The organism is Enterococcus sp. E5-37, assembly GCF_035726925.1.
GTDB classification, from domain to species: Bacteria; Bacillota; Bacilli; order Lactobacillales; family Enterococcaceae; genus Enterococcus_B; species Enterococcus_B faecium.
The window spans coordinates 184,193-207,012 of record NZ_JAPMLG010000001.1; the positions used below are offsets into that span (position 1 = coordinate 184,193).

The 22,820-nt window shown below is 39.1% G+C and carries 26 protein-coding genes, 1 tRNA gene and 1 riboswitch; of the genes, 25 read left to right on the plus strand and 2 right to left on the minus strand.

Translation table 11 applies throughout. The annotated features are described in order from the left end of the window. The first annotated feature begins 14 nt into the window (after nucleotides 1-14). The 3 genes from tpiA (at nucleotide 15) to OS138_RS00875 (ending at nucleotide 3,723) form a co-directional block, all read left to right on the plus strand. Complete coding sequence (tpiA, locus tag OS138_RS00865) at nucleotides 15-770, plus strand: triose-phosphate isomerase (protein ID WP_002292815.1); 756 nt, start codon at nucleotides 15-17, stop codon at nucleotides 768-770. A gap of 115 nt (nucleotides 771-885) precedes the next feature. After that, nucleotides 886-2,184: a phosphopyruvate hydratase gene (eno, locus tag OS138_RS00870; RefSeq protein WP_002292812.1), complete on the plus strand. Its 1,299-nt coding sequence runs from the start codon at nucleotides 886-888 to the stop codon at nucleotides 2,182-2,184. Nucleotides 2,185-2,583: 399 nt separating this feature from the next. Beyond that, on the plus strand, nucleotides 2,584-3,723 hold the full coding sequence (locus tag OS138_RS00875) for an ArgE/DapE family deacylase (RefSeq protein WP_002295137.1): 1,140 nt from the start codon (nucleotides 2,584-2,586) through the stop codon (nucleotides 3,721-3,723). A gap of 66 nt (nucleotides 3,724-3,789) precedes the next feature. Here the strand turns inward: OS138_RS00875 and OS138_RS00880 are convergent, their stop codons facing one another. Then, a complete protein-coding gene (locus tag OS138_RS00880) occupies nucleotides 3,790-4,365 on the minus strand; it encodes an ECF transporter S component (RefSeq protein ID WP_325069586.1) in 576 nt (191 codons plus the stop codon). A 4-nt stretch (nucleotides 4,366-4,369) separates the two neighbouring features. Beyond that, nucleotides 4,370-5,344, minus strand: a complete 975-nt coding sequence (locus OS138_RS00885; protein WP_002296444.1) for a nucleoside hydrolase — start codon at nucleotides 5,342-5,344, stop codon at nucleotides 4,370-4,372. A 23-nt stretch (nucleotides 5,345-5,367) separates the two neighbouring features. Next, nucleotides 5,368-5,412: riboswitch (PreQ1 riboswitch) on the minus strand. Nucleotides 5,413-5,626: 214 nt separating this feature from the next. On the opposite strand from OS138_RS00885, the gene OS138_RS00890 reads away from it, so the two are divergent. The 22 genes from OS138_RS00890 to OS138_RS00995 all read left to right on the plus strand — a co-directional run bounded on the left by OS138_RS00890 (nucleotide 5,627) and on the right by OS138_RS00995 (nucleotide 22,815). Continuing rightward, nucleotides 5,627-6,595 (plus strand): alpha/beta hydrolase, encoded by a 969-nt coding sequence (locus OS138_RS00890; protein ID WP_002289477.1) that lies wholly within the window; start codon nucleotides 5,627-5,629, stop codon nucleotides 6,593-6,595. Nucleotides 6,596-6,707: 112 nt separating this feature from the next. Continuing rightward, on the plus strand, nucleotides 6,708-6,986 hold the full coding sequence (locus tag OS138_RS00895) for a GNAT family N-acetyltransferase (RefSeq protein ID WP_002296443.1): 279 nt from the start codon (nucleotides 6,708-6,710) through the stop codon (nucleotides 6,984-6,986). Nucleotides 6,987-7,103: 117 nt separating this feature from the next. Continuing rightward, nucleotides 7,104-7,340, plus strand: a complete 237-nt coding sequence (gene secG, locus OS138_RS00900; protein ID WP_002289017.1) for a preprotein translocase subunit SecG — start codon at nucleotides 7,104-7,106, stop codon at nucleotides 7,338-7,340. A 102-nt stretch (nucleotides 7,341-7,442) separates the two neighbouring features. Further along, nucleotides 7,443-8,198, plus strand: coding sequence for an alpha/beta hydrolase (locus tag OS138_RS00905; RefSeq protein WP_002304573.1), 756 nt, complete (start codon nucleotides 7,443-7,445; stop codon nucleotides 8,196-8,198). Nucleotides 8,199-8,200: 2 nt separating this feature from the next. Beyond that, nucleotides 8,201-10,558: a ribonuclease R gene (rnr, locus tag OS138_RS00910; RefSeq protein WP_002299412.1), complete on the plus strand. Its 2,358-nt coding sequence runs from the start codon at nucleotides 8,201-8,203 to the stop codon at nucleotides 10,556-10,558. Nucleotides 10,559-10,579: 21 nt separating this feature from the next. Further along, complete coding sequence (gene smpB / locus OS138_RS00915; protein ID WP_002289013.1) at nucleotides 10,580-11,044, plus strand: SsrA-binding protein SmpB; 465 nt, start codon at nucleotides 10,580-10,582, stop codon at nucleotides 11,042-11,044. A gap of 301 nt (nucleotides 11,045-11,345) precedes the next feature. After that, nucleotides 11,346-12,065 (plus strand): F0F1 ATP synthase subunit A, encoded by a 720-nt coding sequence (gene atpB / locus OS138_RS00920; RefSeq protein WP_002289012.1) that lies wholly within the window; start codon nucleotides 11,346-11,348, stop codon nucleotides 12,063-12,065. 52 nt (nucleotides 12,066-12,117) lie between these two features. Further along, nucleotides 12,118-12,333 carry an ATP synthase F0 subunit C gene (gene atpE, locus OS138_RS00925; protein ID WP_002289011.1) on the plus strand — a complete coding sequence of 72 codons (216 nt, stop codon included), beginning with the start codon at nucleotides 12,118-12,120 and terminating at the stop codon, nucleotides 12,331-12,333. Nucleotides 12,334-12,423: 90 nt separating this feature from the next. Further along, nucleotides 12,424-12,948: a F0F1 ATP synthase subunit B gene (atpF, locus tag OS138_RS00930; RefSeq protein WP_002289010.1), complete on the plus strand. Its 525-nt coding sequence runs from the start codon at nucleotides 12,424-12,426 to the stop codon at nucleotides 12,946-12,948. After that, entirely contained in the window at nucleotides 12,935-13,477 is a 543-nt protein-coding gene (locus OS138_RS00935) for a F0F1 ATP synthase subunit delta (RefSeq protein ID WP_002289009.1), read from the plus strand. The genes atpF and OS138_RS00935 overlap by 14 nt, the downstream gene beginning before the upstream one ends. A 22-nt stretch (nucleotides 13,478-13,499) precedes the next feature. Then, nucleotides 13,500-15,056, plus strand: a complete 1,557-nt coding sequence (gene atpA, locus OS138_RS00940) for a F0F1 ATP synthase subunit alpha (RefSeq protein WP_002289008.1) — start codon at nucleotides 13,500-13,502, stop codon at nucleotides 15,054-15,056. 13 nt (nucleotides 15,057-15,069) lie between these two features. Beyond that, complete coding sequence (locus OS138_RS00945; protein WP_002292792.1) at nucleotides 15,070-15,972, plus strand: F0F1 ATP synthase subunit gamma; 903 nt, start codon at nucleotides 15,070-15,072, stop codon at nucleotides 15,970-15,972. A gap of 22 nt (nucleotides 15,973-15,994) precedes the next feature. Next, complete coding sequence (atpD, locus tag OS138_RS00950) at nucleotides 15,995-17,401, plus strand: F0F1 ATP synthase subunit beta (protein WP_002289006.1); 1,407 nt, start codon at nucleotides 15,995-15,997, stop codon at nucleotides 17,399-17,401. A gap of 13 nt (nucleotides 17,402-17,414) precedes the next feature. After that, a complete protein-coding gene (locus OS138_RS00955) occupies nucleotides 17,415-17,837 on the plus strand; it encodes a F0F1 ATP synthase subunit epsilon (protein WP_002289005.1) in 423 nt (140 codons plus the stop codon). Nucleotides 17,838-18,427: 590 nt separating this feature from the next. Next, on the plus strand, nucleotides 18,428-18,658 hold the full coding sequence (locus OS138_RS00960; RefSeq protein ID WP_002289004.1) for a DUF1146 family protein: 231 nt from the start codon (nucleotides 18,428-18,430) through the stop codon (nucleotides 18,656-18,658). A 96-nt stretch (nucleotides 18,659-18,754) separates the two neighbouring features. Then, entirely contained in the window at nucleotides 18,755-20,056 is a 1,302-nt protein-coding gene (gene murA / locus OS138_RS00965; RefSeq protein ID WP_002289003.1) for a UDP-N-acetylglucosamine 1-carboxyvinyltransferase, read from the plus strand. A 12-nt stretch (nucleotides 20,057-20,068) separates the two neighbouring features. Next, nucleotides 20,069-20,245: a DNA-directed RNA polymerase subunit beta gene (locus tag OS138_RS00970; RefSeq protein ID WP_002292789.1), complete on the plus strand. Its 177-nt coding sequence runs from the start codon at nucleotides 20,069-20,071 to the stop codon at nucleotides 20,243-20,245. 134 nt (nucleotides 20,246-20,379) lie between these two features. Then, the gene (gene yidD, locus OS138_RS00975; RefSeq protein WP_002289000.1) at nucleotides 20,380-20,676 is read left to right on the plus strand and encodes a membrane protein insertion efficiency factor YidD; all 297 of its coding nucleotides are present in this window, start codon (nucleotides 20,380-20,382) and stop codon (nucleotides 20,674-20,676) included. 184 nt (nucleotides 20,677-20,860) lie between these two features. Next, entirely contained in the window at nucleotides 20,861-21,328 is a 468-nt protein-coding gene (locus OS138_RS00980; RefSeq protein ID WP_002296580.1) for a GNAT family N-acetyltransferase, read from the plus strand. Nucleotides 21,329-21,412: 84 nt separating this feature from the next. Further along, a complete protein-coding gene (locus OS138_RS00985) occupies nucleotides 21,413-22,297 on the plus strand; it encodes an ROK family protein (RefSeq protein WP_002299423.1) in 885 nt (294 codons plus the stop codon). Between the two features lie 113 nt (nucleotides 22,298-22,410). Next, a complete protein-coding gene (locus OS138_RS00990) occupies nucleotides 22,411-22,647 on the plus strand; it encodes a DUF2969 domain-containing protein (protein WP_002316425.1) in 237 nt (78 codons plus the stop codon). 87 nt (nucleotides 22,648-22,734) lie between these two features. Beyond that, nucleotides 22,735-22,815, plus strand: a tRNA-Tyr gene (locus tag OS138_RS00995). The last annotated feature ends 5 nt before the right edge of the window (nucleotides 22,816-22,820 follow it).

Here is a 22,820-nt window from a genome sequence, read left to right on the forward strand (position 1 = left end):
GAGTGTGTTCCTCAATGCGTAAACCTATTATCGCAGGTAACTGGAAAATGAACAAAACTGCATCAGAAGCAAAAGAATTTGCTGAAGCAGTAAAAAACAAAATCCCTTCAAATGACAAAGTTGATTCAGTCATCGGATCTCCTGCATTATTCTTACAAGAATTAATGACATCAGCTGAAGGTACAGAACTAAAAATCTCAGCACAAAACTGCTACTGGGAAAACTCAGGTGCGTTCACTGGTGAAACTTCACCAGCAGCTCTTGCTGATCTAGGTGTTCATTATGTGATCATCGGACATTCAGAACGTCGTGAATATTTCCATGAAACAGACGAAGACATCAATAAAAAAGCGAAAGCTATCTTTGCAAATGGTATGACACCAATCCTATGCTGTGGCGAATCTTTAGAAACCTATGAAGCAGGCAAAACTGCTGAATGGATCGAAGGACAAATTACAGCTGGTTTAGCTGATCTTTCAGCTGAACAAGTGTCAAACATGGTTATTGCTTATGAACCAATCTGGGCAATCGGTACTGGTAAATCAGCTGACGCACAAATCGCTGACGAAATTTGTGGAGTTGTACGTCAAACAGTTGAAAAACTTTATGGAAAAGAAGTATCAGAAGCAGTTCGTATCCAATACGGCGGTTCTGTAAAACCAGAAAATATTGCTGAATACATGGCAAAAGAAAATGTTGACGGTGCTTTAGTCGGTGGCGCAAGCTTGCAAGCAGATTCATTCTTGTCATTGTTAGACGCTGTAAAATAATTGTTGAAAATTTGCGAAAAATGCAAGAAATGTTTGCACTAATGAGCAAAATTAACTAAAATCGTATATGAGGGAAATCCCTTAGGAAAAAACAAACTCAAAGGAGAGACAAAACATGTCAATTATTACTGATGTTTACGCTCGCGAGATCTTAGACTCACGTGGTAACCCAACAATCGAAGTAGAAGTATACACAGAAAGCGGAGCTTTTGGCCGCGGAATGGTTCCTTCAGGTGCTTCAACTGGTGAATACGAAGCAGTTGAATTACGTGACGGAGACAAAGCTCGTTATGGCGGTAAAGGTGTAACTAAAGCTGTCGACAACGTAAACAACATCATTGCTGAAGCAATCATTGGCTACGATGTTCGTGACCAAATGGCTATCGACAAAGCTATGATCGCTTTAGACGGAACTCCTAACAAAGGTAAATTAGGTGCGAACGCTATTTTAGGTGTTTCTATCGCTGTTGCACGTGCAGCTGCTGACTACCTAGAAGTACCTTTATACCACTACCTAGGCGGATTCAACACAAAAGTATTGCCAACACCAATGATGAACATCATCAACGGCGGATCACATGCTGATAACTCAATCGACTTCCAAGAATTCATGATCATGCCTGTTGGCGCTCCAACATTCAAAGAAGCTCTACGTATGGGTGCTGAAGTATTCCACGCATTAGCTTCAATCTTGAAAGCTCGCGGATTAGCAACTTCTGTTGGTGACGAAGGTGGATTTGCTCCAAACCTTGGTTCAAACGAAGAAGGTTTTGAAGTAATCATCGAAGCAATCGAAAAAGCTGGCTATGTACCTGGTAAAGACGTTGTTCTTGCTATGGATGCTGCTTCTTCAGAATTCTACGACAAAGAAAAAGGTGTTTACGTACTAGCTGATTCAGGCGAAGGCGAAAAAACAACTGACGAAATGATCAAATTCTACGAAGAATTAGTTTCTAAATATCCAATCATCTCAATCGAAGACGGATTAGACGAAAACGACTGGGACGGATTCAAGAAATTAACTGACGTATTAGGCGACAAAGTTCAATTAGTTGGTGACGACTTGTTCGTAACAAACACTCAAAAATTATCTGAAGGTATCGAAAAAGGAATTGCTAACTCAATCCTTATCAAAGTGAACCAAATCGGTACATTAACAGAAACTTTCGAAGCTATCGAAATGGCTAAAGAAGCTGGCTACACAGCAGTTGTATCTCACCGTTCTGGTGAAACAGAAGATTCAACAATCTCTGATATCGCTGTTGCAACAAACGCTGGCCAAATCAAAACTGGTTCTCTATCACGTACTGACCGTATTGCTAAATACAACCAATTACTACGTATCGAAGACCAACTTGGTGAAGTTGCAGAATACAAAGGTTTGAAATCTTTCTACAACTTAAAAAACAAATAATTCTTTTCTAATGAAGATACATGATCGACTATTGAAAGATAGTCGAGTATGATCACTTAGTTAAGTAATCGAACTCTCTACTTGCTGAAATATCAGCAGGTAGAGAGTTTTTTTTGCAACTAGCTTCTGTATATGATGTTTACAAAGAATGGTACAAGAAAAGATCATCCTTGAAAAAGGAAAGCTAACAATAACTAGCATCATATAAGAGCTTTTAAGGATAGAACAGTAGAATAGGAATCTATGAGCAAGTCCTCTCGTATAAATAAAATAGGAGGGAAGTAGCAGCATATTTTTCATAAAGTGGCTCTCTTTCTTCATTTTTACTTTGGTTGCTCCTATTTGAAAATTCGAGCACACTCAAATACAATAAAAAGAAATGGCAAGGGAGAGAATTAGATGAAAAAAGAAGAAAAAATCGCGATTTTACAAGAGATCATCCGAATTAAATCAGTGAATGGAAACGAAGGTGAAGTAGCAGCCTATTTGAATAAGCTTTTGGCAAAGCATGACATAACAGGAGAGATTGTTTCTTACAGAGATGGTAGAGATAATTTGATTGCTCGTTACCAAAAGGGCCAATCAGGAAAAGTGTTAGGCCTATCTGGGCATATGGATGTCGTGGCGGCTGGTGATGAATCGTCTTGGACCTATGCACCCTTTGCAGCAGAAATCCATGGGAACCGTTTGTACGGACGTGGTGCTACAGATATGAAGAGTGGCTTGGCAGCAATGGTGATTGCCATGATCGAACTGAAAGAGTCAGGAAAACCATTTAACGGAACAGTCAAATTATTAGCCACTGTCGGAGAAGAAGTGGGTGAACTAGGTGGGGAACAGCTCACGAAAGCAGGCTATGTAGATGACTTAGATGCCTTGATCATCGGAGAGCCAACCAATTACAGTTTGATGTATACGCACATGGGATCAATCAACTATACAGTCACCTCGCACGGAAAAGAAGCGCATAGCTCTATGCCAGACCAAGGTTATAATGCAATCAATCACCTAAATGAATTCATTACGAAAGCAAATGCTGAAATGAATCACCTCGCTGAAACAATCGAGAATCCTGTCCTAGGAAAAACAATCCATAATGTTACATTGATCAGTGGCGGGAATCAAGTCAACAGCATCCCAAGCCATGCGCAGCTCCAAGGGAACATTCGATCGATTCCAGAATACCCAAATGATAAAATCATTGCATTGCTGCAATCAATCGTCAATGAATTGAATCAAGAGACAGACTATCATTTGGAATTGATGATCGATTACAACAAAATACCTGTCAAAGCTGATCCAGATTCTCCTTTGATTCATTGCATTCAGCAACAATTCAGCCAGCCATTACCTTTAGTTGGAGCGGCAGCAACAACGGATGCAGCCGAATTTACGAAAGCTAACCATTCCTTCGACTTTGTCGTCTTTGGGCCTGGTGTCGTTACTTTGCCTCATCAAGTAGATGAGTATGTTGAAATCGATAATTATTTGGATATGATTGAAAAATATCAAGGAATTATTTTATCCTACTTAGCGTAAGATTTTTTTAATAAATGAAAAAACAGAGCCAGATTAGCATTATTTTGCTAATCCAGCTCTGTTTATTCAGCCTATTTTTCTTTTTGAATATATCAAGCGTTGTGGCAACATAGTGATGACTAATGAAACAACGACGATAGACAACAAACGATCAAGGTAGTCTGTACCTGCCTGTACCAAGATCACACTTGTTGTCTGACTTAAACCTAACCCATGTAATAGCTGAACGATCATACTGGATCCTGAGGAGGTGATCCCGCCAAATAACTGAACGGTAATGATCGAAGAAACGATCGTTCCAGGTACCGACAAAATCAAAGCGAGTAATAACAGTTTCAAGCTGTTTTTATCTTTGCCGAGATATCTTGGCAAAATCAATCCAGCAAGCAAGCCTGTGAGAATTTGGATTGGCGAATAATACAGAGAAAAAATATCTGTAGTCACTCCACTTAAAATACCGCTGGACAATCCTGTCAGCATTCCAGGTACAGGCCCAAGCAATGTACCAGCAAAAATCGTTCCGATAGAATCGAGATAGATTGGCAAACGAAGCCATAAAGCAATCGTTCCTCCAATATAATTGATCCCAATACACAAAGCCATCACTGTAAGTACGCGAGTTGCCATTTTGTTTTTATTCATTTTGTTAGCCCATCTTTAACCTTTCCAAATCTTTCATAATCGTTTCTTCTTGTGCATTTAAAAGAACGGTTAAAAACTTTCGGAAAAAAAGACGAGTATCTACTTTTGTCATAATTTTACTGTTAGCAGGTTTCTGCCAAAATTCATAACGATCAACCAATGTTTGTCCACGACTTATTCCTTGAGTTTCCACAGCAGTGAAGCTTTTGAAACCTTCACAGATGGCCCCCTCGATAAAATAAGCAACAGCTAACGGATCATTGATGACACATCCTAAAATTCTTTCTTGTTTCCAGTGGAAGTCAAAATAAAAACGAGTGATCGCTTTTAGATACTCTCCCTCTTCAGGATTCATTTGACAGCAGTATTCGAGGATAGTCGGTGTCAAGACGATTTCTCTTGTCACATCTAACCCAACCATTTCTATCGTTTGTTTGAGATTCTCGAATACATAAGAAGCTGCTTCAGGATCACACCAGTAATTGTATTCAGCAACTGGCGAACAGTTACCATGGCTTTTGTAAGTTCCACCCATCGAGACAAAACGATCCATATGTTTCCCAATATTTGGGTTGACTTTCAAAGCAAAAGCGATATTGGTCAAAGGACCCAAAGCAATGACTGATGTATTTGTCTTTTCTTTGAAATAATCAGCCAAAAAATCAACGGCATGGAGAGGTTCTGCCTGTTTTCTCAAGATCATCGGGAAATTTGTTTCCCCTAAACCATCCATACCATGAGTGTCTTGTGCACTGATGAAAGGTTGCTTCAAAGGTTTTTCCATTCCTTGATAAACAGGAATGTCTAAACGATCACAGCGTTCCAGGCATTTCAGCACATTCTGCGTACCTATATCTGCAGGGACATTCCCACAAACTACGGTAATAGCAACTACTTCGATATCAGGGGATTTGACAGCTAATGATAAAGCTAAAGTGTCGTCGATCCCTGGATCGCAATCAATAATTACTTTTCGCATTATTTCCAATCTCCTTTCTTTAGAGATACTTAGTTTTTTATTCTGGGAAGTTTCCGAACCAGTCCAAGACGAGCGTCTTGATTATAATGCACGAAATTAGTATACTGGCTTTTATTGCGAATGTAAATGCTCTCTTACAAGTAAATCTATTGAGGAGAACTTTAAGTAAATGATACAATGAAAAAGAAATGGAATTTACGTGTGCCGAAAATAAAGAATCCTATGGATCGGTACATTGGATAATAGTTAGATTATAGTTTGGCAGAAAGCGGCGGGTGTACAATGGTTATTTTTTATTTCATTCTTATTCTGATAATTATAGGGATCAGTTACCATTTTCTTTCTTATTTTTATGCAAAGAAATTAGTAAGAGCGGGAGTACAGAGAGGATATGACTGGTATGAAGACACTGGTCATCGTTTGATGGACCCTGCTGCAGTCACGTCAGTAGAAAAAAAACGACAAAAATTAGAAGAAGAGTGTGAAAGCTTTTGGGAGCAGGGAACACCCAAAACAATCAAAAGTTATGACGGGTTGAAACTAGCTGGTCAGATGTTCATCCATCCAAATAAGCAGAATAAATGGGTCATTTGCGTACATGATTACCGAAGCACAGGGAAAAGAGACATGTCTCATATAGGTAAAAGATATGCAGAGAAAGGATTCAACGTTCTTGTACCTGATTTACGTGCGCACGGAGAAAGTGAAGGAGAAATCATCGGAATGGGATGGCTAGATCGGCTAGATTTAATTGCCTGGATCCAACTCATCTTAGATGAACAGCCGAATGCGTCCATTATTTTACACGGCGGATCAATGGGAGCTTCTACGATCATGATGGCAAGTGGTGAAAAACTTCCATCAGCGGTCAAAGGATTTATTTTAGACAGCGGATATGTTTCTGTTTATGCAGAATTCCGATATATGTTAAGTAAAATCACTGTCTTTCCTAAAAAAATGGTCATGAGATATGCGAATCATTATGCCCAGAAATACGCCGGTTACTCCTTAAAGCAAGCATCAGCTACGAGACAGCTTGGCAGCAACCATCTGCCTTTATTGGTCATTCATGGTGAAAGAGATCATTTTGTCCCTACAGAAGCAGCGTACACGATTCAAAATGCTACGGCAGGGGATAAAGCACTGCTGCTTGTTCCAGAAGCAGAACACTTGGAAGCATCGATGAAAGATCCGAAAACCTATTGGACAGTGATTTTTTCATTTATTGAACAAAGAATAACGATGAATTAATTTTCTCTTCTTTTTTGTAAGTAATTCGAGGATAAATAATTGTTTATAGATCAGGAGACTGCTAAAATAAGGTAGGAATAAAAAAATATCAGTTATTTGAGGAGTGCGGCATATGGAAATCAAAGAAGAAAAAAATCGTCTTGCTTTATTCAATGATGAACAACAAGAGATCGGAGAAATGACATGGTCAGATGCGGGCCCAGACATCATGATCATTGACCATACATTTGTAGATCCAGCATATCGTGGTCAAAAGTTAGCTGAAAAGCTAGTGTATACTGGAGTAGAATTAGCAAGACGAGACGGGAAAAAGATCATTCCTTTATGCCCTTATGCAAAAAAAGAGTTTGAAAAGAAACCAGAATATCAAGACGTCTTACGTCAGTCATAAGAATAACAGCTGAAAGTTTTGAACTTTCAGCTGTTATTCCATTTATATAGAGTTGTCACGGACTTTTATCTATGATAAAGTTAAAGAGACGATATCTTTTGGGAAGGAGGCTGCGATATGTATAATTTAATTTTGGGAATCGTGATCGTTTTATCGATTGTTATGGTCATTGCGATTATGATGCAGCCAAGCAAGCAAAATAGTGCAGCGAGTGCATTTACCGGCGGTGCGGATCAACTATTCGGCAAACAAAAAGCTCGCGGCTTTGAAGCTGTCATGCAGCGATCAACTGCAGTTATGGGAGCTATCTGGATGATCTTATTATTTGTCCTAGCATATTTATCTTCGAAGTAGTTGAATAAGCCTCTCGCAAAACGGCGGGCGGCTTTTTTTATTGCAAAGAGAACGCTTAAGAAGAAGTTATGAAAGAAACTATGGTAAAATGAGGCGAAAGAGGTGAGACGAGTGAGACAATTACCAAAACCCCTTTATGCAAAACATGGAAAGCGAGCGGTTTTGCTGCTTCACGCTTACTCAGGAAGTCCAAACGATGTTCGAATGCTCGCACGATTTTTGGAAAAAGCAGATTATACAGTTTATGCGCCGCTTTTTAAAGGACACGGAACAATGGAGCCATATGATATTTTGCAAGAAAAAGCAGAAAGCTGGTGGGCAGACACTAAAAAAGCCATCCATTTTTTACAGTCTGAGCAGTTTTCTGATATTGCCGTATTAGGATTATCAATGGGCGGCATCTTTGCTGTACGAGCACTAGAAGAAGAATCAGTGATTGGCGGCGGTTTTTTCTGTTCGCCTTTGTCTCCTGTAAAAACAAACGTGCCTGAAAACTTTGAAAAATACGTACGTCAAGTGCTGAAGACAGCAGGTAAATCAGAGAAAGAAATCAATGAAAAAGCAGTTGCTTACCGCTCGTTAGCTGAACAACAATTAATGGATATACAAGATCAGGCAGCAATCGTAGAAAGTAGGTTGTCAGATATCCAACAGCCGATATTTTTAGCTCAAGCTGGGAAAGATGAAATGATCGACCCTAATGGCGTATTTGAAACTGCACGCAAGTTGAGCCGTCAGCGAGTGACACTTCAATGGTATCCTGAAAGTGGTCATGTGATTACAGTTGGTACAGCAAGACGCGAATTAGAAAAAGACGTCTTGGAATTTTTAGAAAAATTACCTTGGAATGAGGAATAAATATGACAAAAGAAACGATAAAAGAGAAAATTCTCTTTTTCATGGAAAGCAGTCGCAAACGCAGTTTTTCTATGGAAGAAATCGCTGAAGGTTTAGGGTTCCAAAAAAGCGATGATTTTAAATTACTAGTACAAACGATTGCTCAAATGGAAAGAGAACAGAGTATAGTTTTCAATAAAAAAGGAAAAGTGAAACTTCCTTTAAAACCAATCTTGATCGAAGGAACATTTCGAGCAAATGAACGAGGATTTGGATTTGTAACGATTGATCCCGAAGAAGATGACATCTATATCCCAAAAGAAGCGACTGGTTTTGCAATGGATGGAGACACCGTAGCAATCGATATCATGAAGCGAGCAAATACAGATATGGATCGCGGAGCAGAGGGGAAAGTAGTCGAGATTCGAGACCGGGCGACTACTCAGTTAGCAGGGGAATTCGTTGCTTATTCAGAAGAAGAAATACAAGAAACGGATCTTTACGGCGTTGTTATCCCGAAAGATAGAAAGCTCAACCAATTTAAAGTATATGCAGCAGCAGAGGGAGTTCGTCCAGTTGACGGAAGTATTGTGCTGATCGAACTGACCCATTACCCTGAAAAAGGGTATGCGACTAGTTTAGAAGGGATAATCAAGCAAGTGATTGGTCATAAGAATGACCCTGGCATGGATATCCTCTCAATTGTCGTGGCTAATGGTATCCCTACGAAATTTCCTGATGATGTATTGTCTGAAGCAGATGAAGTTCCAGATCAAATCAGCGAAAAGGATATAACTGGACGTAGAGATTTAAGAAATCAGCTCATTGTTACGATTGATGGAGAAGATGCAAAAGATCTAGATGATGCAGTTACGGTTAAAAAATTAGATAACGGTAATTATTTTCTTGGAGTACACATTGCAGATGTTTCTTACTATGTGACACAAGGCAGTCAATTGGACAGAGAAGCATATGAAAGAGGGACAAGTGTATATTTGACTGATCGAGTGATTCCGATGATCCCGCAACGTTTATCGAATGGTATCTGTTCACTGAATCCCCATGTTCCAAGGCTGACCATGAGTTGCGAAATGGAGATTGATCCAAATGGACAAGTAGTCTCTCATGATATTTTCCCAAGTGTGATCCAAACAACAGAACGGATGACCTACACAGCTGTCAATCAAATCTTAGAAGATCAAGACGAAGAAACGATGCAACGCTATGCTCAGCTCGTACCTATGTTCCAAGAAATGGGTGAATTGCATCGAATCCTTGAAACGATGCGAATCAAACGTGGCGCGATTTCTTTTGAGGATCGCGAAGCGAAAATCCTTGTTGATGCTGAAGGACACCCAAATGACATCCAGCTAAGAAGCAGAGGAATTGGTGAACGCTTGATCGAATCTTTCATGCTTGCGGCCAATGAAACGGTAGCTGAACATTATAATAAATTAAATCTGCCGTTTATTTACCGAATCCATGAACAGCCAAAAGAAGAAAAAATGCAGCGCTTCTTTGATTTTGCTTCAGCTTTGGGCATTCTGGTCCGAGGAACGAAAGGAACGATCACACCAAAAGATTTACAGCATGTGATCGAAGGAGTAGAAGACAAACCAGAAGCTGCAGTTATCAATACTATGTTGCTAAGAAGCATGCAACAAGCACGCTATTCAGAAGACAATTTTGGGCATTATGGCTTAGCGGCAGATTACTACACACACTTTACATCTCCTATTCGACGCTATCCCGATCTAATCGTCCATCGTCTGATCCGTTCTTACAGTGAAGATAAAAGTGAAAGCAATCAAAGTTCGTGGGCTGCGGAACTTCCTGAAATTGCAGATCATAGTTCTAAGATGGAACGTCGTGCAGTAGAAACAGAACGTGAAGTAGATTCCATGAAGAAAGCAGAATTCATGATGGACAAAGTGGGAGAAGAATTCGATGGGATCATCAGCTCTGTTGTGAAATTCGGCCTGTTTATCGAACTGCCGAATACAGTAGAAGGATTGATCCATATCAATGAATTGAAACAGGACTACTTCCATTTTGTTGAAAATCATTTAGCTCTTGTAGGTGAAAGAACTGGTCTGACTTTTAAAATCGGACAGAAAGTGCGAGTAAAAGTAGTCAAAGCTGATCCAGATGAACGGGCAGTAGATTTTGAACTTGTTTCCGCAGAAGAGGTTACAGCGTTGGAACGGCCAAAAATACGAAATGGAAAATCAGGAAAACGCGAAGGAAAACAAGCAGGAAAACGCCCAGAAAGAAATGGCAAGAAGAACAAACGATATAGCGATAGTAAGCAAACGTTCGGTAAGAAAAAAGGGAAGAAGCCATTTTACAAAGGTGTTAAAAAGAAGAAAAAGAAAAAATAAAATGAGTTGGAGGAAACAGCTATGCCAAAAGGCGAGGGAAAATTAATTGCACAAAACAAGAAAGCTCGCCATGATTATTCGATCATCGACACGATGGAAGCAGGGATGGTCTTGCAAGGAACCGAGATCAAGTCGATACGAAACAGCCGGATCAATCTAAAAGATGGATTTATTCGCGTCCGCAACGGAGAAGCTTTCTTGCATAATGTTCATATCAGTCCTTATGAACAAGGAAATATTTTTAATCATGATCCGTTGCGCACGAGAAAGTTATTATTACACAAAAAACAAATCATCCGTCTTGAAAATGAATTGAAAAATACTGGGATCACTGTTGTTCCTTTAAAAGTCTATATTCGTAACGGCTATGCCAAGGTATTGATTGGTCTGGCAAAAGGGAAAAAATCGTATGATAAACGGGAAGATTTGAAACGAAAAGATATCGATCGACAAATTGATCGAACATTAAAAAATTTCTCTAGATAATTTCATTATCCTTTTTCGCATATTCGGTGCTTTTGCTTTTACTTAATGATAAAATTTGTTAGCATTTAATCTGATAAAACATGATTATCATAGGTTTTTTCTTAGATCAGGAGCACCGTGTATAAAGAAAAATTCGCTTCGTTTTTGACTGAAATAAAAAAGTGTCTAATTTTCATGAAAATGTTTTGAATTTTCTGTTTCATGGTGGTATGATACCGTGTGGTTAGAAACCGATTGGAAAAAACCAGATACGCACATGAATTGATTTTATGTGAATTTCGGGGAAAAGAGGTGAAATGGATTGGATGAACGCTCGCTAACGTTCCACATTGGACCAATTTGGTTTGATGGTACAGTTTGTATAATGGTGTTACTGACCTGTTTGATTGTTTTCTTCTTAGCTTACTTTTTTACAAGAAATCTTAAGTTGAAACCAACAGGCAAACAAAATGCGATAGAATGGGTCATTGATTTTAGTCGAGGAATCGTAACAGATAATCTGCCTAGAAAAGAATTGAGCAATTTCCATTTGTTGGCATTTACATTGTTTTTATTTGTTTTTGTTGCAAACAACATCGGTTTAGTAACAAAAATCGTTTTACCTAACGAAACAACACTTTGGAAAAGCCCGACAGCAGACCCGTTTGTTACTTTAACTTTGGCATTTATAATGATCTTACTTACTCACTTATTTGGGGTGAAAAAGTTAGGCTTCAAAGGATATTTCGTAAATTCGTTCTTGAAACCATATAGTTTTATGTTTCCGATGAAACTGATTGAAGAATTTACAAACTTATTAACACTTGCTTTACGTCTTTATGGGAATATTTATGCGGGGGAAGTTTTGCTAACCTTGATTGCAAAAATGGTAATAAGCTTAGGCTGGTTCTCATTGCCGTTAGCAATTCCATTAGAGATGGTCTGGATCGCATTCTCCTTGTTTATCGGAAGCATCCAAGCATTTGTCTTCGTTACTTTATCTATGGTTTATATGAGCCATAAGATTGAAGTGGAAGAATAATATTCGTTTTAAAAACAAACTACTATTTATCTAATTTAGGAGGAAAACAATTATGAATTATATCGCAGCAGCAATCGCAATCATGGGAGCAGCAATCGGAGCCGGTTATGGTAACGGTCAAGTTATCTCTAAAACAATCGAATCAATGGCTCGCCAACCTGAAATGTCTGGTCAATTCCGTACAACAATGTTTATCGGGGTAGCTCTAGTCGAAGCTGTTCCTATCTTAGGGGTAGTTGTCGCCTTGATTCTAGTTTTTGGTGTTTAATTGAATCAGTATTAAGGCAGAAACAATTTGGTTTGTTACTGCTTTTTTACATGAAAACTAGAAGTACTTCAAAGAAAGGAAGGCTCGCCTATGCTGAATCAATTGGCAATTGCAGAAGTTGGCAATGCGATGTTAGGAAATGTCATCGTTGTCAGCGGCTCATTTTTGATACTACTGGCTCTCTTGAAGCATTTTGCTTGGGGACCAATCAGCGATATTTTGAAAAAACGTGAAGACAAGATCGCCAATGATTTGGATTCTGCAGAACAATCTCGCATCAACTCAGCGAAAATGGAACAAGAACGCGAACAACAATTGTTAGCCTCTCGTTCTGATGCAGCTGATATCATCAAAAATGCGAAAGAAAGTGGAGAATTAAGCCGCCAAAATATTTTGAAGGATGCTCAAGAAGAAGCAGCTCGTCTAAAAAGTAAAGCCCAAGCTGATATCACTGTAGAACGTGATTCAGCGCTGAACTCTGTAAAAGACGATGTTGCAGAACTATCTCTTCAAATCGCGGAAAAAATCTTGAACAAAGAATTATCTCCAGAAATGCACGAATCATTAATCAATCAATATATCGAAGGTCTAGGTTCTTCAAATGAAACTAGATAAATATACAGTAGGAAGACGTTACGGGAAAGCTTTATTTGAACTGGCGATCGATTCAAATCAAGCAGAAGAAATCTATCAAGATCTCGTAAGCTTACGTCAAATCTATGAACAAGTACCTGGATTAGGTAATATGTTAAGTGATGTTCGTCTAGAACCTCATGAAAAACGAGAAATCATGGACAAGCTTGTTAGTGGCTATGATGGAATCGTTAAAAACTTTTTAGAAGTTGTTTATGCGTATAACCGAATGGATGATCTTTTGTTCATGATCGAAGAATATGAACGTCGATATGATGAACATCAAGGTTTGCTGTTGGGAAGTGTCACAACAGCAGTTCCACTTTCAGACGAACAACGAATACAATTAGAAAAGAATGTTGCAAAAACAATGAACTATCAATCAGTCGAATTAAAACAAATCGTTGATTCTTCTATTATTGGTGGCGCGATTGTTGAAGCTAACCATCGAGTAATCGACGGAAGCATTCGCACGCAATTAGAAAATATGCGTAATCAATTAAATAGATAGTACAAAGAGGTAGGTGAATCGAATGGCCATCAAAGCAGAAGAAATTAGTGCCTTGATTAAAGAACAAATTGAAAATTATCAAAACGTGCTTTCAGTCGAAGAAATCGGTACCGTAACTTATGTAGGTGACGGGATCGCTCGTGCACATGGTTTAGAAAACGCGATGAGTGGTGAGTTGCTTGAATTTTCAAATGGCTCATACGGAATGGCGCAAAACTTAGAATCAAATGATGTAGGTATCATTATCCTTGGCGATTTCGAGTCCATTCGTGAAGGAGATAAAGTAAAACGAACAGGAAAGATCATGGAAGTTCCAGTTGGAGAGGCCTTGATCGGACGGGTAGTTAATCCGCTAGGTCAGCCAATCGACGGACTAGGTGAAATCGTTACTGACAAAGCTCGTCCAGTAGAAGCAATGGCACCAGGCGTTATGCAACGTAAATCTGTTAACGAACCAATGCAAACAGGTCTAAAAGCAATCGACGCTCTTGTACCAATCGGACGCGGCCAACGTGAATTAGTTATCGGTGACCGTAAAACAGGGAAAACTTCCATTGCGATCGATACGATCATCAACCAAAAAGGTCAAGATATGATCTGTATCTATGTAGCAATCGGACAAAAAGATTCTACAGTTCGTACACAAGTTGAAACATTGAAAAAATATGGCGCAATGGATTACACAATCGTTGTGAATGCCGGTGCGTCTCAACCAGCGCCGTTGCTTTATATCGCACCATATGCTGGTACTGCAATGGGTGAAGAGTTCATGTACAACGGGAAACATGTCTTGATCATTTTTGATGATCTTTCAAAACAAGCTGTTGCTTATCGTGAACTTTCCTTGCTACTTCGCCGTCCACCAGGTCGTGAAGCTTATCCAGGGGATGTTTTCTACTTACACTCACGCTTATTGGAACGTGCAGCAAAATTAAGTGATGATTTAGGTGGCGGTTCAATGACTGCCTTACCATTTGTTGAAACACAAGCTGGAGATATCTCTGCTTATATCCCAACAAACGTTATTTCGATCACTGATGGACAAATCTTCTTAGAAAGCGACTTGTTCTACGCAGGGACTCGTCCAGCGGTTGATGCCGGACTATCTGTATCTCGTGTAGGGGGTTCTGCGCAAATCAAAGCAATGAAAAAAGTTGCTGGGACTTTACGTCTAGACTTAGCAAGTTACCGTGAATTAGAAGCATTTACACAATTCGGTTCTGACTTGGATGCAGCAACACAAGCAAAACTAAATCGTGGACGCCGTACAGTAGAAATCTTGAAACAAAAATTGCATGCACCGCTAGCTGTTGAAAAACAAGTAGTGATTTTGTATGCTTTGACACATGGATTCTTAGATAGTATCCCTGTAGACAGTATTTTAGACTTCGAACATGAATTATTCGAATATCTGGATACCAATCATTCAGATATCTTTGAAACAATCCGTACAACAAAAGATCTTCCAGAAGAAGAAGCGTTGAACAGTGCGATTCAGGAATATAAAGACATGTTCTTAGCTACAAAAGGAAATAATTCCTCTACAGAAGATAAATTGAAATCCATTCAAAATGCATAGTGAGGTGAGATGAATGGGTGCTTCATTAAATGAAATCAAGACACGTATCGCTTCAACGAAAAAAACGAGCCAAATCACGCGGGCAATGCAGATGGTGTCTGCTTCTAAGTTGACAAAATCTGAAGCTTCTTCACAGAAGTTTCAGGTTTATGCAACAAAAGTAAGAGAAATCGTTACGCATTTGACTGCTACTCAGTTAAATGATATTGCCTCAGAAAATCCTAGAGGGGATATCAATTACAACAGCATGCTGCTCAGCCGTCCTGTTAAGAAAACTGGTTATATCGTCATCACTGCAGATGGCGGTTTAGTCGGTGGATATAACAGCTCGATATTGAAACAAACGATGTCTATTTTAGAAGAAGACCACCAATCACCCGATGATTACGTGATGATCGCAATTGGCGGAACTGGTGCAGACTTCTTTAAAGCACGCGGTATCAATCTAGCATATGAGCTGCGCAATCTATCTGATCAGCCAAGCTTTGATGAAGTCCGCAAAATCGTAAATATGGCAACAACTATGTACCAAAACGAAGTATTCGATGAATTATACGTATGTTATAACCATCATATCAATTCGCTAACTAGTCAGTTTCGTGTAGAAAAAATGCTGCCAATCTCAGACTTAGATCCAGAAGAAGCAACTACTTTCGAACAAGAATATATTTTTGAACCTTCAAAAGAAGAAATCTTGTCTCAGTTATTGCCTCAGTATGCTGAAAGTTTGATCTACGGTGCGATCGTTGACGCCAAAACAGCAGAACATGCTGCTGGTATGACAGCAATGAAAACAGCAACTGATAATGCTGCTAATATCATTGATGAGCTGACGGTTTCTTATAACCGTGCAAGACAAGGGGCTATTACCCAAGAAATTACCGAAATTGTTGCCGGAGCTTCGGCACTAGAATAGTATTGAGATTGGAGGAAAAAAGATGAGTTCAGGCAAGATTGTTCAAGTAATCGGTCCCGTTGTCGACGTGGAATTTTCTTTAGACCAATCCTTACCAGATATCAACAACGCATTAGTTGTTTATAAAAATGACGAAAATAAATCAAAAGTTGTTCTTGAAGCAGCGTTAGAATTAGGGGACGGAGTGATCCGGACCATTGCGATGGAATCAACAGATGGTTTACAAAGAGGAATGGAAGTCATTGATACAGGCAAAGCAATCTCTGTTCCTGTAGGTAAAGAAACATTAGGTCGCGTATTCAACGTACTAGGAGATACGATCGATTTAGAAACACCTTTCCCAGAAGATGCGGAAAGAAGCGAAATTCATAAAAAAGCACCAGCCTTTGACGAATTAAGTACAAGTACAGAAATTTTGGAAACAGGGATCAAAGTTATCGATTTGCTTGCCCCATATTTAAAAGGTGGGAAAGTCGGACTATTCGGTGGTGCCGGTGTTGGTAAAACCGTACTGATCCAAGAACTGATCCATAATATCGCCCAAGAACATGGTGGTATTTCTGTATTTACCGGTGTAGGTGAACGTACTCGTGAAGGTAATGACTTGTATTATGAAATGAAAGATTCAGGAGTTATCGAAAAAACAGCCATGGTGTTCGGACAAATGAACGAACCACCAGGTGCACGTATGCGTGTTGCTTTGACTGGTTTGACGATTGCGGAATATTTCCGTGATGTAGAAGGTCAAGATGTACTGTTGTTTATCGACAACATTTTCCGTTTCACTCAAGCTGGATCTGAAGTATCAGCCTTGTTAGGACGGATGCCTTCTGCGGTTGGTTATCAACCAACATTGGCAACAGAAATGGGTCAATTGCAAGAACGTATCACATCTACGAAAAAAGGTTCGATCACATCGATCCAAGCAATCTATGTGCCAGCCGATGACTACACTGACCCGGCGCCGGCAACAGCATTCGCCCATTTGGATGCGACAACCAACTTGGAACGTAAATTAACAGAACAAGGGATTTATCCAGCGGTAGATCCATTGGCTTCTTCTTCAAGTGCTTTAGCACCTGAAATCGTGGGAGAAGAACATTATAAAGTAGCAACAGAAGTTCAACACGTATTGCAACGATATCGTGAATTACAAGATATCATTGCTATCTTAGGTATGGATGAATTATCCGATCAAGAAAAAGTGTTAGTTTCTCGTGCCCGCAGAGTCCAATTCTTCTTGTCACAAAACTTTAACGTGGCTGAACAATTTACTGGTCTTCCAGGTTCATATGTCCCTGTAGAAGAAACAGTGAAAGGATTCCGCGAAATCTTGGAAGGCAAATACGATGATCTTCCTGAAGAAGCTTTCCGAAGTGTTGGCCGAATCGAAGACGTCGTAGAAAAAGCGAAAACACTAGGCTACTAGAAAGGGGTGCCCCATGGATCAATATTTAACAGTAAATGTGGTAACTCCTGCCGGTTTGGTCTATGATCACCATGCAGCTATCGTCGTTGCACGTACGACAGCTGGTGAGCTTGGGATTTTGCCTAAACATGCACCAATCATCGTTCCATTGACGATTGATGAAGTTCGTGTAAAACGAACAGATTCAGATACCCACGTCGATTGGATCGCTGTTAATGGCGGAATCATGGAAGTTCGTGATAATGTTGTTTCAATCGTTGCTGATAGTGCGGAACGTGAACGTGATATCGATGTATCTCGTGCGGAACGTGCAAAACAACGCGCAGAACGCCAAATCGAAGAAGCAAAAGCAAAACAAGATACGAACGAATTGAAACGGGCAACTGTTGCGTTGCACCGAGCAATCAATCGTATCAAAGTATCTAAGCACTCATAAAATGAGATGCGGATGTTTATCCGTGTTTAAGAACAGTAAAAAGAGGTTATGACAGAAGTGGTCAGCTTCAAGACATAAGAAGGAATTTACGAAAATTGCTTCTCAAATTTTTGTGAAATCTCAGCTTATTTTTCGAAGAAGCTACTTCTGGAACACCGTATATCAGAGGTTGTGAAAAAGCTGCCTTGCATCAAGTAATAAGAACAGCTAAACAAAAATAGCTCCTTATATTTTTCGTTTGGTTGGACTTATTACCGCAGATGCAAGCTTTTGAACACCGTATATCAGAGGTTGTAAAATCAGCGTTTTGTCCTGAGTATTAGAGAAACAAATGGAAAATAGTTCCTCATATTTTGCCGTTTTTTGAGCTAATACCGAGGGTCAGATGATTGAACACCGTTTATTTGGAATAAGGGACTGCGACAAGACTTTTGTCTCAGTCCCTTTTTTTGCATATTTTTAGCATTTATTTCCTAAAAAATGTAAGGGGATTCCTATATTTTTAAGTATACTTGTTTTTCCTTTTATACATTTTATGGTATTATCATTTTATTAGTTATTATAAAACAATCGTTAGAAAGGACGTCATTATGCAAGTATACGGAATTGATGCGGTGCTTCGAATCGTGAGTCATTTGGCGTTTATCTACTTAGCCTTCTGGTCTTTACGTTCGTTACGCATTGAAACTTTTTTCAGACCAATGCATAATACGCAAATTAGAATGGCAATCGTACTTTTTTCAATTTTTTTAGGGTACACTGCAAGTAATTTTTTCTTAGAAGTTATCGCTTTATGCCGAAATCTTTTCGTTAGCCTGTAAATTTTAAAAAAAGGTACTATTTTAAAAGCAAGGATGTTATAATAGAAAAGATTTTGAGTAAGTGTATGCTCATTGGAATTTTTTGGAGGGAACAACATGGAAGAGATCATCGTAAGAGGTGGCAATCAATTAAATGGAACAGTAAGAATTGAAGGAGCTAAAAATGCTGTTTTGCCTATTTTAGCTGCTAGTTTGTTAGCAGAAGAAGGTATTACGACATTAGACAACGTTCCGATTCTTTCTGATGTCTTCACTATGAATCAAGTGATTCGTCACTTAAACGTAGATGTAGATTTTGATGAACAAAAGAATCAAGTAACAATCGACGCTTCAAGACAATTAGAAATCGAAGCGCCTTATGAGTATGTTAGTCAAATGCGTGCTTCAATCGTTGTGATGGGTCCGCTACTTGCCAGAAATGGACATGCAAAAGTAGCTATGCCTGGTGGATGTGCGATTGGTAAACGACCAATCGATTTGCATTTAAAAGGATTTCAAGCTTTAGGAGCAAAAATTATTCAAAAAAACGGCTATATCGAAGCAATTGCGGATGAATTGATCGGTAACACGATTTATTTAGATTTCCCTAGTGTAGGTGCTACTCAAAATATCATGATGGCTGCTGTAAAAGCAAAAGGAACAACCATCATTGAAAACGTAGCTCGCGAACCAGAAATCGTTGACTTAGCAAACATTTTGAATAAAATGGGCGCTCAAGTCTATGGAGCTGGTACTGAAACAATGCGTATTGAAGGCGTGGATCATTTACATGCAGTCAACCACTCAATCGTGCAAGATCGTATCGAAGCAGGTACCTTTATGGTTGCTGCTGCAATGACACAAGGCAATGTGCTGATTGCAGATGCTATCTCTGAACATAACCGCCCATTGATTTCTAAATTGATCGAAATGGGTGCAGAAATCATTGAAGAAGAAGGCGGAGTCCGTGTCATCGGACCAAAACATATCTTACCTACAGATGTAAAAACGATGCCTCATCCTGGTTTCCCTACAGATATGCAAGCTCAAATGACAGCTATCCAATTAGTTGCAGAAGGTACAAGTGTGGTGACTGAAACAGTGTTTGAAAATCGTTTCCAACATTTAGAAGAGATGCGCCGTATGAACGCTCATGTCAAAATCGACGGAAATGTAGCAATCATGGATGGAAACCATGAATTGCAAGGTGCAGAAGTATATGCAACAGACTTGCGGGCAGCAGCAGCATTAGTTTTAGCTGGCTTGAAAGCAAATGGAATCACACGTGTGCGTAACTTGAATTATCTAGACCGTGGATATTATAATTTCCATATCAAACTACAGCAATTAGGTGCAGACGTCGAACGTGTAGACATGGATCAAACTTCTGCTGAAAAAACAGCACAAACGATTGCTTAAGGAAGTGGCTGAATGAGTAACCAACGATATATCTTATTAACTTTGATAAAGATTTTAGTGGTGATCTTATTGCTTATCCTTCTTTTTGTGGCCGGAACGATGATCGGATATGGTGTCATCGGTGGCGGCAATCCATTTAAAGTATTCCAGCCAAGTTTGTGGATTCATATTCGAGACTTTTTTCATTGATAAATAAGAATCACAGTGGTTCTAGTCGATATGAAGTGAGCCATGAAGCAGAACATGATAAAAGAAAACAGAAGGGAACGTTGACGTTAGTCGCGATCCCTTTTTTTAGTAAAAGAAAAGAAGGAATCTAATTGATGAAGAAGATATTGATTTATTTAGTTAGAGGATATCAGCGCTTTATTTCGCCTGCATTTCCACCTAGCTGCCGTTATTACCCAACCTGTTCCAATTATATGATAAAAGCAATTCAAACCCATGGTGCGCTAAAAGGGACGGTAATGGGGACTGCACGGATCTTACGCTGTCATCCTTTTGTCAAAGGCGGTATCGATTATGTACCATTGACATTCCGATTAACGCGAAATAAGAAAGATAAAAAAGAACCAGATTATAAAAAGGTTGTGAAAAATACGGGTAGCACTGAGCGATAAAGAAACAAGTTGGAAAATAGCTTCTCATATTTTGCAAAATTGTGAGTTATTGCCGAAGTGTTGGATTTTGAACACCGTCAAAAAAAAGGTTGTGAAAAATACGGGTAGCACTGAGCGATAAAGAAAAAGAGGAAAATTATTGTCAAAGTAACAACTCCGCAACTACTTATATGGGGGACAAAAAATGATCGAAGAACTAAACAAGAAAGATTTACCATGGTCCTTGTTATTAGATGCAGATCCTGATAAAGAAAAAGTTCAAGTATATGTTTCCAGAGGGAGTGGCTGGATATGGAAAGAAAAAGAAAAAACAATAGGTGTACTGATCTATGTGGCAAGGGAAAAAGAATACGAAATCGTCAATGTAGCAGTAGCCCCAACGTATCAAGGAAAGGGGATTGGCGGAAAATTACTTGAGACAGCTTTTCAGAAGCTTTCACAACTCGCTTCCAGTCAAACTCAGATCATCATACGAACCGGCAGTACTAGCAGTGCGGCGTTACATCTCTATCAAAAAATGGGCTATGTGGAGATTGGTCGAGTCAAAGACTATTTTATCCATCATTACTCTGAGCCCATTTTTGAAAATGGAGATCAATTAAGGGATCAAGTGATTTTAGCAATTCACTTACCTAAAAATAGCTTTAACTAATAAAATTTCAATTCAAGAAAATGCTTTCAAATGCTAAATAGATACATTACAATAGCTTTAGCAAACAAAAAGGAGAATATTTTTATGGGAATATTAGTTTTTGATTTTGGTGGATCGGCTGTCAAATATGGTTGTTGGGATGGCAAAGAGATTAAAGGCAAGGGACAATTTGCAACGCCTGAATCTTGGGAAGAAATGAAAGCGCAATTATTTCAAGTTTATAAAAAAATACTCGTTTCTTTTGAAGTCGAAGGAATTGGAATCAGCTCTCCTGGAGTAGTGAATAATGAGAAACAGGTGATTGAGGGAATCAGTGCGATTCCTTATATTCATGGATTTAATATTTTCCGAGATTTGGAAACTCTGTTTCAACTTCCAGTAACGATTGAAAATGACGCCAATTGTGCCGGAATGGCTGAATTTTATGAAGGTGCTGCCCGCGATTATCAAGATGTTGCTTTTGTTGTAGCAGGAACTGGGATTGGCGGGGCGTTGTTCACGAAAGGACAAATCAATAAAGGGGCACATCTTTACGGTGGAGAGTTTGGGTTGATGTTCTTAGATGGCGATAAGACATTCAGTAAAATTGGTACAGCGGTACAGATGGCTTGGCGTTATTGTGAACGAAAAGGTCTCGATAAAAATGCTTATACCGGAAAAGATGTCTTTGAATTAGCAGAAACTGGAGATGCAATAGCAAAAGAAGAAGTTGAGAGTTTTTATACGTATCTTACAAAGGGATTATTCAGTATTCAATTTTCGTTTGATCCAGAAGTGATCGTATTAGGCGGCGGGGTTTCTGCAAAAGAAGGGCTCATTGATGAGATCAAAAGCCGAATGAAGAAGCTGACAGAACAATTCGATTTGCATGATTTCGAACCGCAGATTTTATTATGTGAATACAGAAACGATGCTAATCTTGTAGGTGCAGCAGCAAACTATCTCGCTGTACGTCAAGGAGAGAATTAAGAGCTTTAGAGAAGGTGCAGCTTGCATAAAAGAAGTGAATGAAATGAATAGGAGATTTTTACCTAAGGAATGTTTTATTTGCTGCAGTATGATAAAATATCTGAGAGGTGAAAATGATGTCAAAAAAAAATAAAGATATTGAAGTGCGTATAGAAGAAGTGAAAAAAGATATCAAAGGTAAGAATTATGAAGTCACTCAGTTATTTATAGGGAAAAAAATGATTGGTGAGATCTTAGCCTATGGACCAAAAGAATATGAAATTTTCTTTGGTGAAGAAGATTTTGGAAAAGAAAAAAGTCTTGAAAATGCGATAGAAACAGTGATTCGACACTGGAATCTGCACGAATAAAAAAATATCAAAAAAACTTTCAATAAAGGGTTGCAAAAATCTGGAAAATTAGGTATTATAACTAAGTCAGGTTGATACAAACCTTTCGGAGGAGTAGCGAAGTGGCTAAACGCGACGGACTGTAAATCCGTTCCTTAGGGTTCAGTGGTTCGAATCCACTCTCCTCCATTTCA

Excerpts from the sequence above, each read along its gene's own strand:
- tpiA (WP_002292815.1), top strand. The coding sequence starts at position 15 with ATGCGTAAACCTATTATCGCAGGTAACTGGAAAATGAACAAAACTGCA.
- eno (WP_002292812.1), top strand. The coding sequence starts at position 886 with ATGTCAATTATTACTGATGTTTACGCTCGCGAGATCTTAGACTCACGT.
- OS138_RS00875 (WP_002295137.1), top strand. The coding sequence starts at position 2,584 with ATGAAAAAAGAAGAAAAAATCGCGATTTTACAAGAGATCATCCGAATT.
- OS138_RS00880 (WP_325069586.1), bottom strand. The coding sequence starts at position 4,365 with ATGAATAAAAACAAAATGGCAACTCGCGTACTTACAGTGATGGCTTTG.
- OS138_RS00885 (WP_002296444.1), bottom strand. The coding sequence starts at position 5,344 with ATGCGAAAAGTAATTATTGATTGCGATCCAGGGATCGACGACACTTTA.
- OS138_RS00890 (WP_002289477.1), top strand. The coding sequence starts at position 5,627 with ATGGTTATTTTTTATTTCATTCTTATTCTGATAATTATAGGGATCAGT.
- OS138_RS00895 (WP_002296443.1), top strand. The coding sequence starts at position 6,708 with ATGGAAATCAAAGAAGAAAAAAATCGTCTTGCTTTATTCAATGATGAA.
- secG (WP_002289017.1), top strand. The coding sequence starts at position 7,104 with ATGTATAATTTAATTTTGGGAATCGTGATCGTTTTATCGATTGTTATG.
- rnr (WP_002299412.1), top strand. The coding sequence starts at position 8,201 with ATGACAAAAGAAACGATAAAAGAGAAAATTCTCTTTTTCATGGAAAGC.
- smpB (WP_002289013.1), top strand. The coding sequence starts at position 10,580 with ATGCCAAAAGGCGAGGGAAAATTAATTGCACAAAACAAGAAAGCTCGC.
- atpE (WP_002289011.1), top strand. The coding sequence starts at position 12,118 with ATGAATTATATCGCAGCAGCAATCGCAATCATGGGAGCAGCAATCGGA.
- atpF (WP_002289010.1), top strand. The coding sequence starts at position 12,424 with ATGCTGAATCAATTGGCAATTGCAGAAGTTGGCAATGCGATGTTAGGA.
- OS138_RS00935 (WP_002289009.1), top strand. The coding sequence starts at position 12,935 with ATGAAACTAGATAAATATACAGTAGGAAGACGTTACGGGAAAGCTTTA.
- atpA (WP_002289008.1), top strand. The coding sequence starts at position 13,500 with ATGGCCATCAAAGCAGAAGAAATTAGTGCCTTGATTAAAGAACAAATT.
- OS138_RS00945 (WP_002292792.1), top strand. The coding sequence starts at position 15,070 with ATGGGTGCTTCATTAAATGAAATCAAGACACGTATCGCTTCAACGAAA.
- atpD (WP_002289006.1), top strand. The coding sequence starts at position 15,995 with ATGAGTTCAGGCAAGATTGTTCAAGTAATCGGTCCCGTTGTCGACGTG.
- OS138_RS00955 (WP_002289005.1), top strand. The coding sequence starts at position 17,415 with ATGGATCAATATTTAACAGTAAATGTGGTAACTCCTGCCGGTTTGGTC.
- OS138_RS00960 (WP_002289004.1), top strand. The coding sequence starts at position 18,428 with ATGCAAGTATACGGAATTGATGCGGTGCTTCGAATCGTGAGTCATTTG.
- murA (WP_002289003.1), top strand. The coding sequence starts at position 18,755 with ATGGAAGAGATCATCGTAAGAGGTGGCAATCAATTAAATGGAACAGTA.
- OS138_RS00970 (WP_002292789.1), top strand. The coding sequence starts at position 20,069 with ATGAGTAACCAACGATATATCTTATTAACTTTGATAAAGATTTTAGTG.
- yidD (WP_002289000.1), top strand. The coding sequence starts at position 20,380 with ATGAAGAAGATATTGATTTATTTAGTTAGAGGATATCAGCGCTTTATT.
- OS138_RS00980 (WP_002296580.1), top strand. The coding sequence starts at position 20,861 with ATGATCGAAGAACTAAACAAGAAAGATTTACCATGGTCCTTGTTATTA.
- OS138_RS00985 (WP_002299423.1), top strand. The coding sequence starts at position 21,413 with ATGGGAATATTAGTTTTTGATTTTGGTGGATCGGCTGTCAAATATGGT.
- OS138_RS00990 (WP_002316425.1), top strand. The coding sequence starts at position 22,411 with ATGATGTCAAAAAAAAATAAAGATATTGAAGTGCGTATAGAAGAAGTG.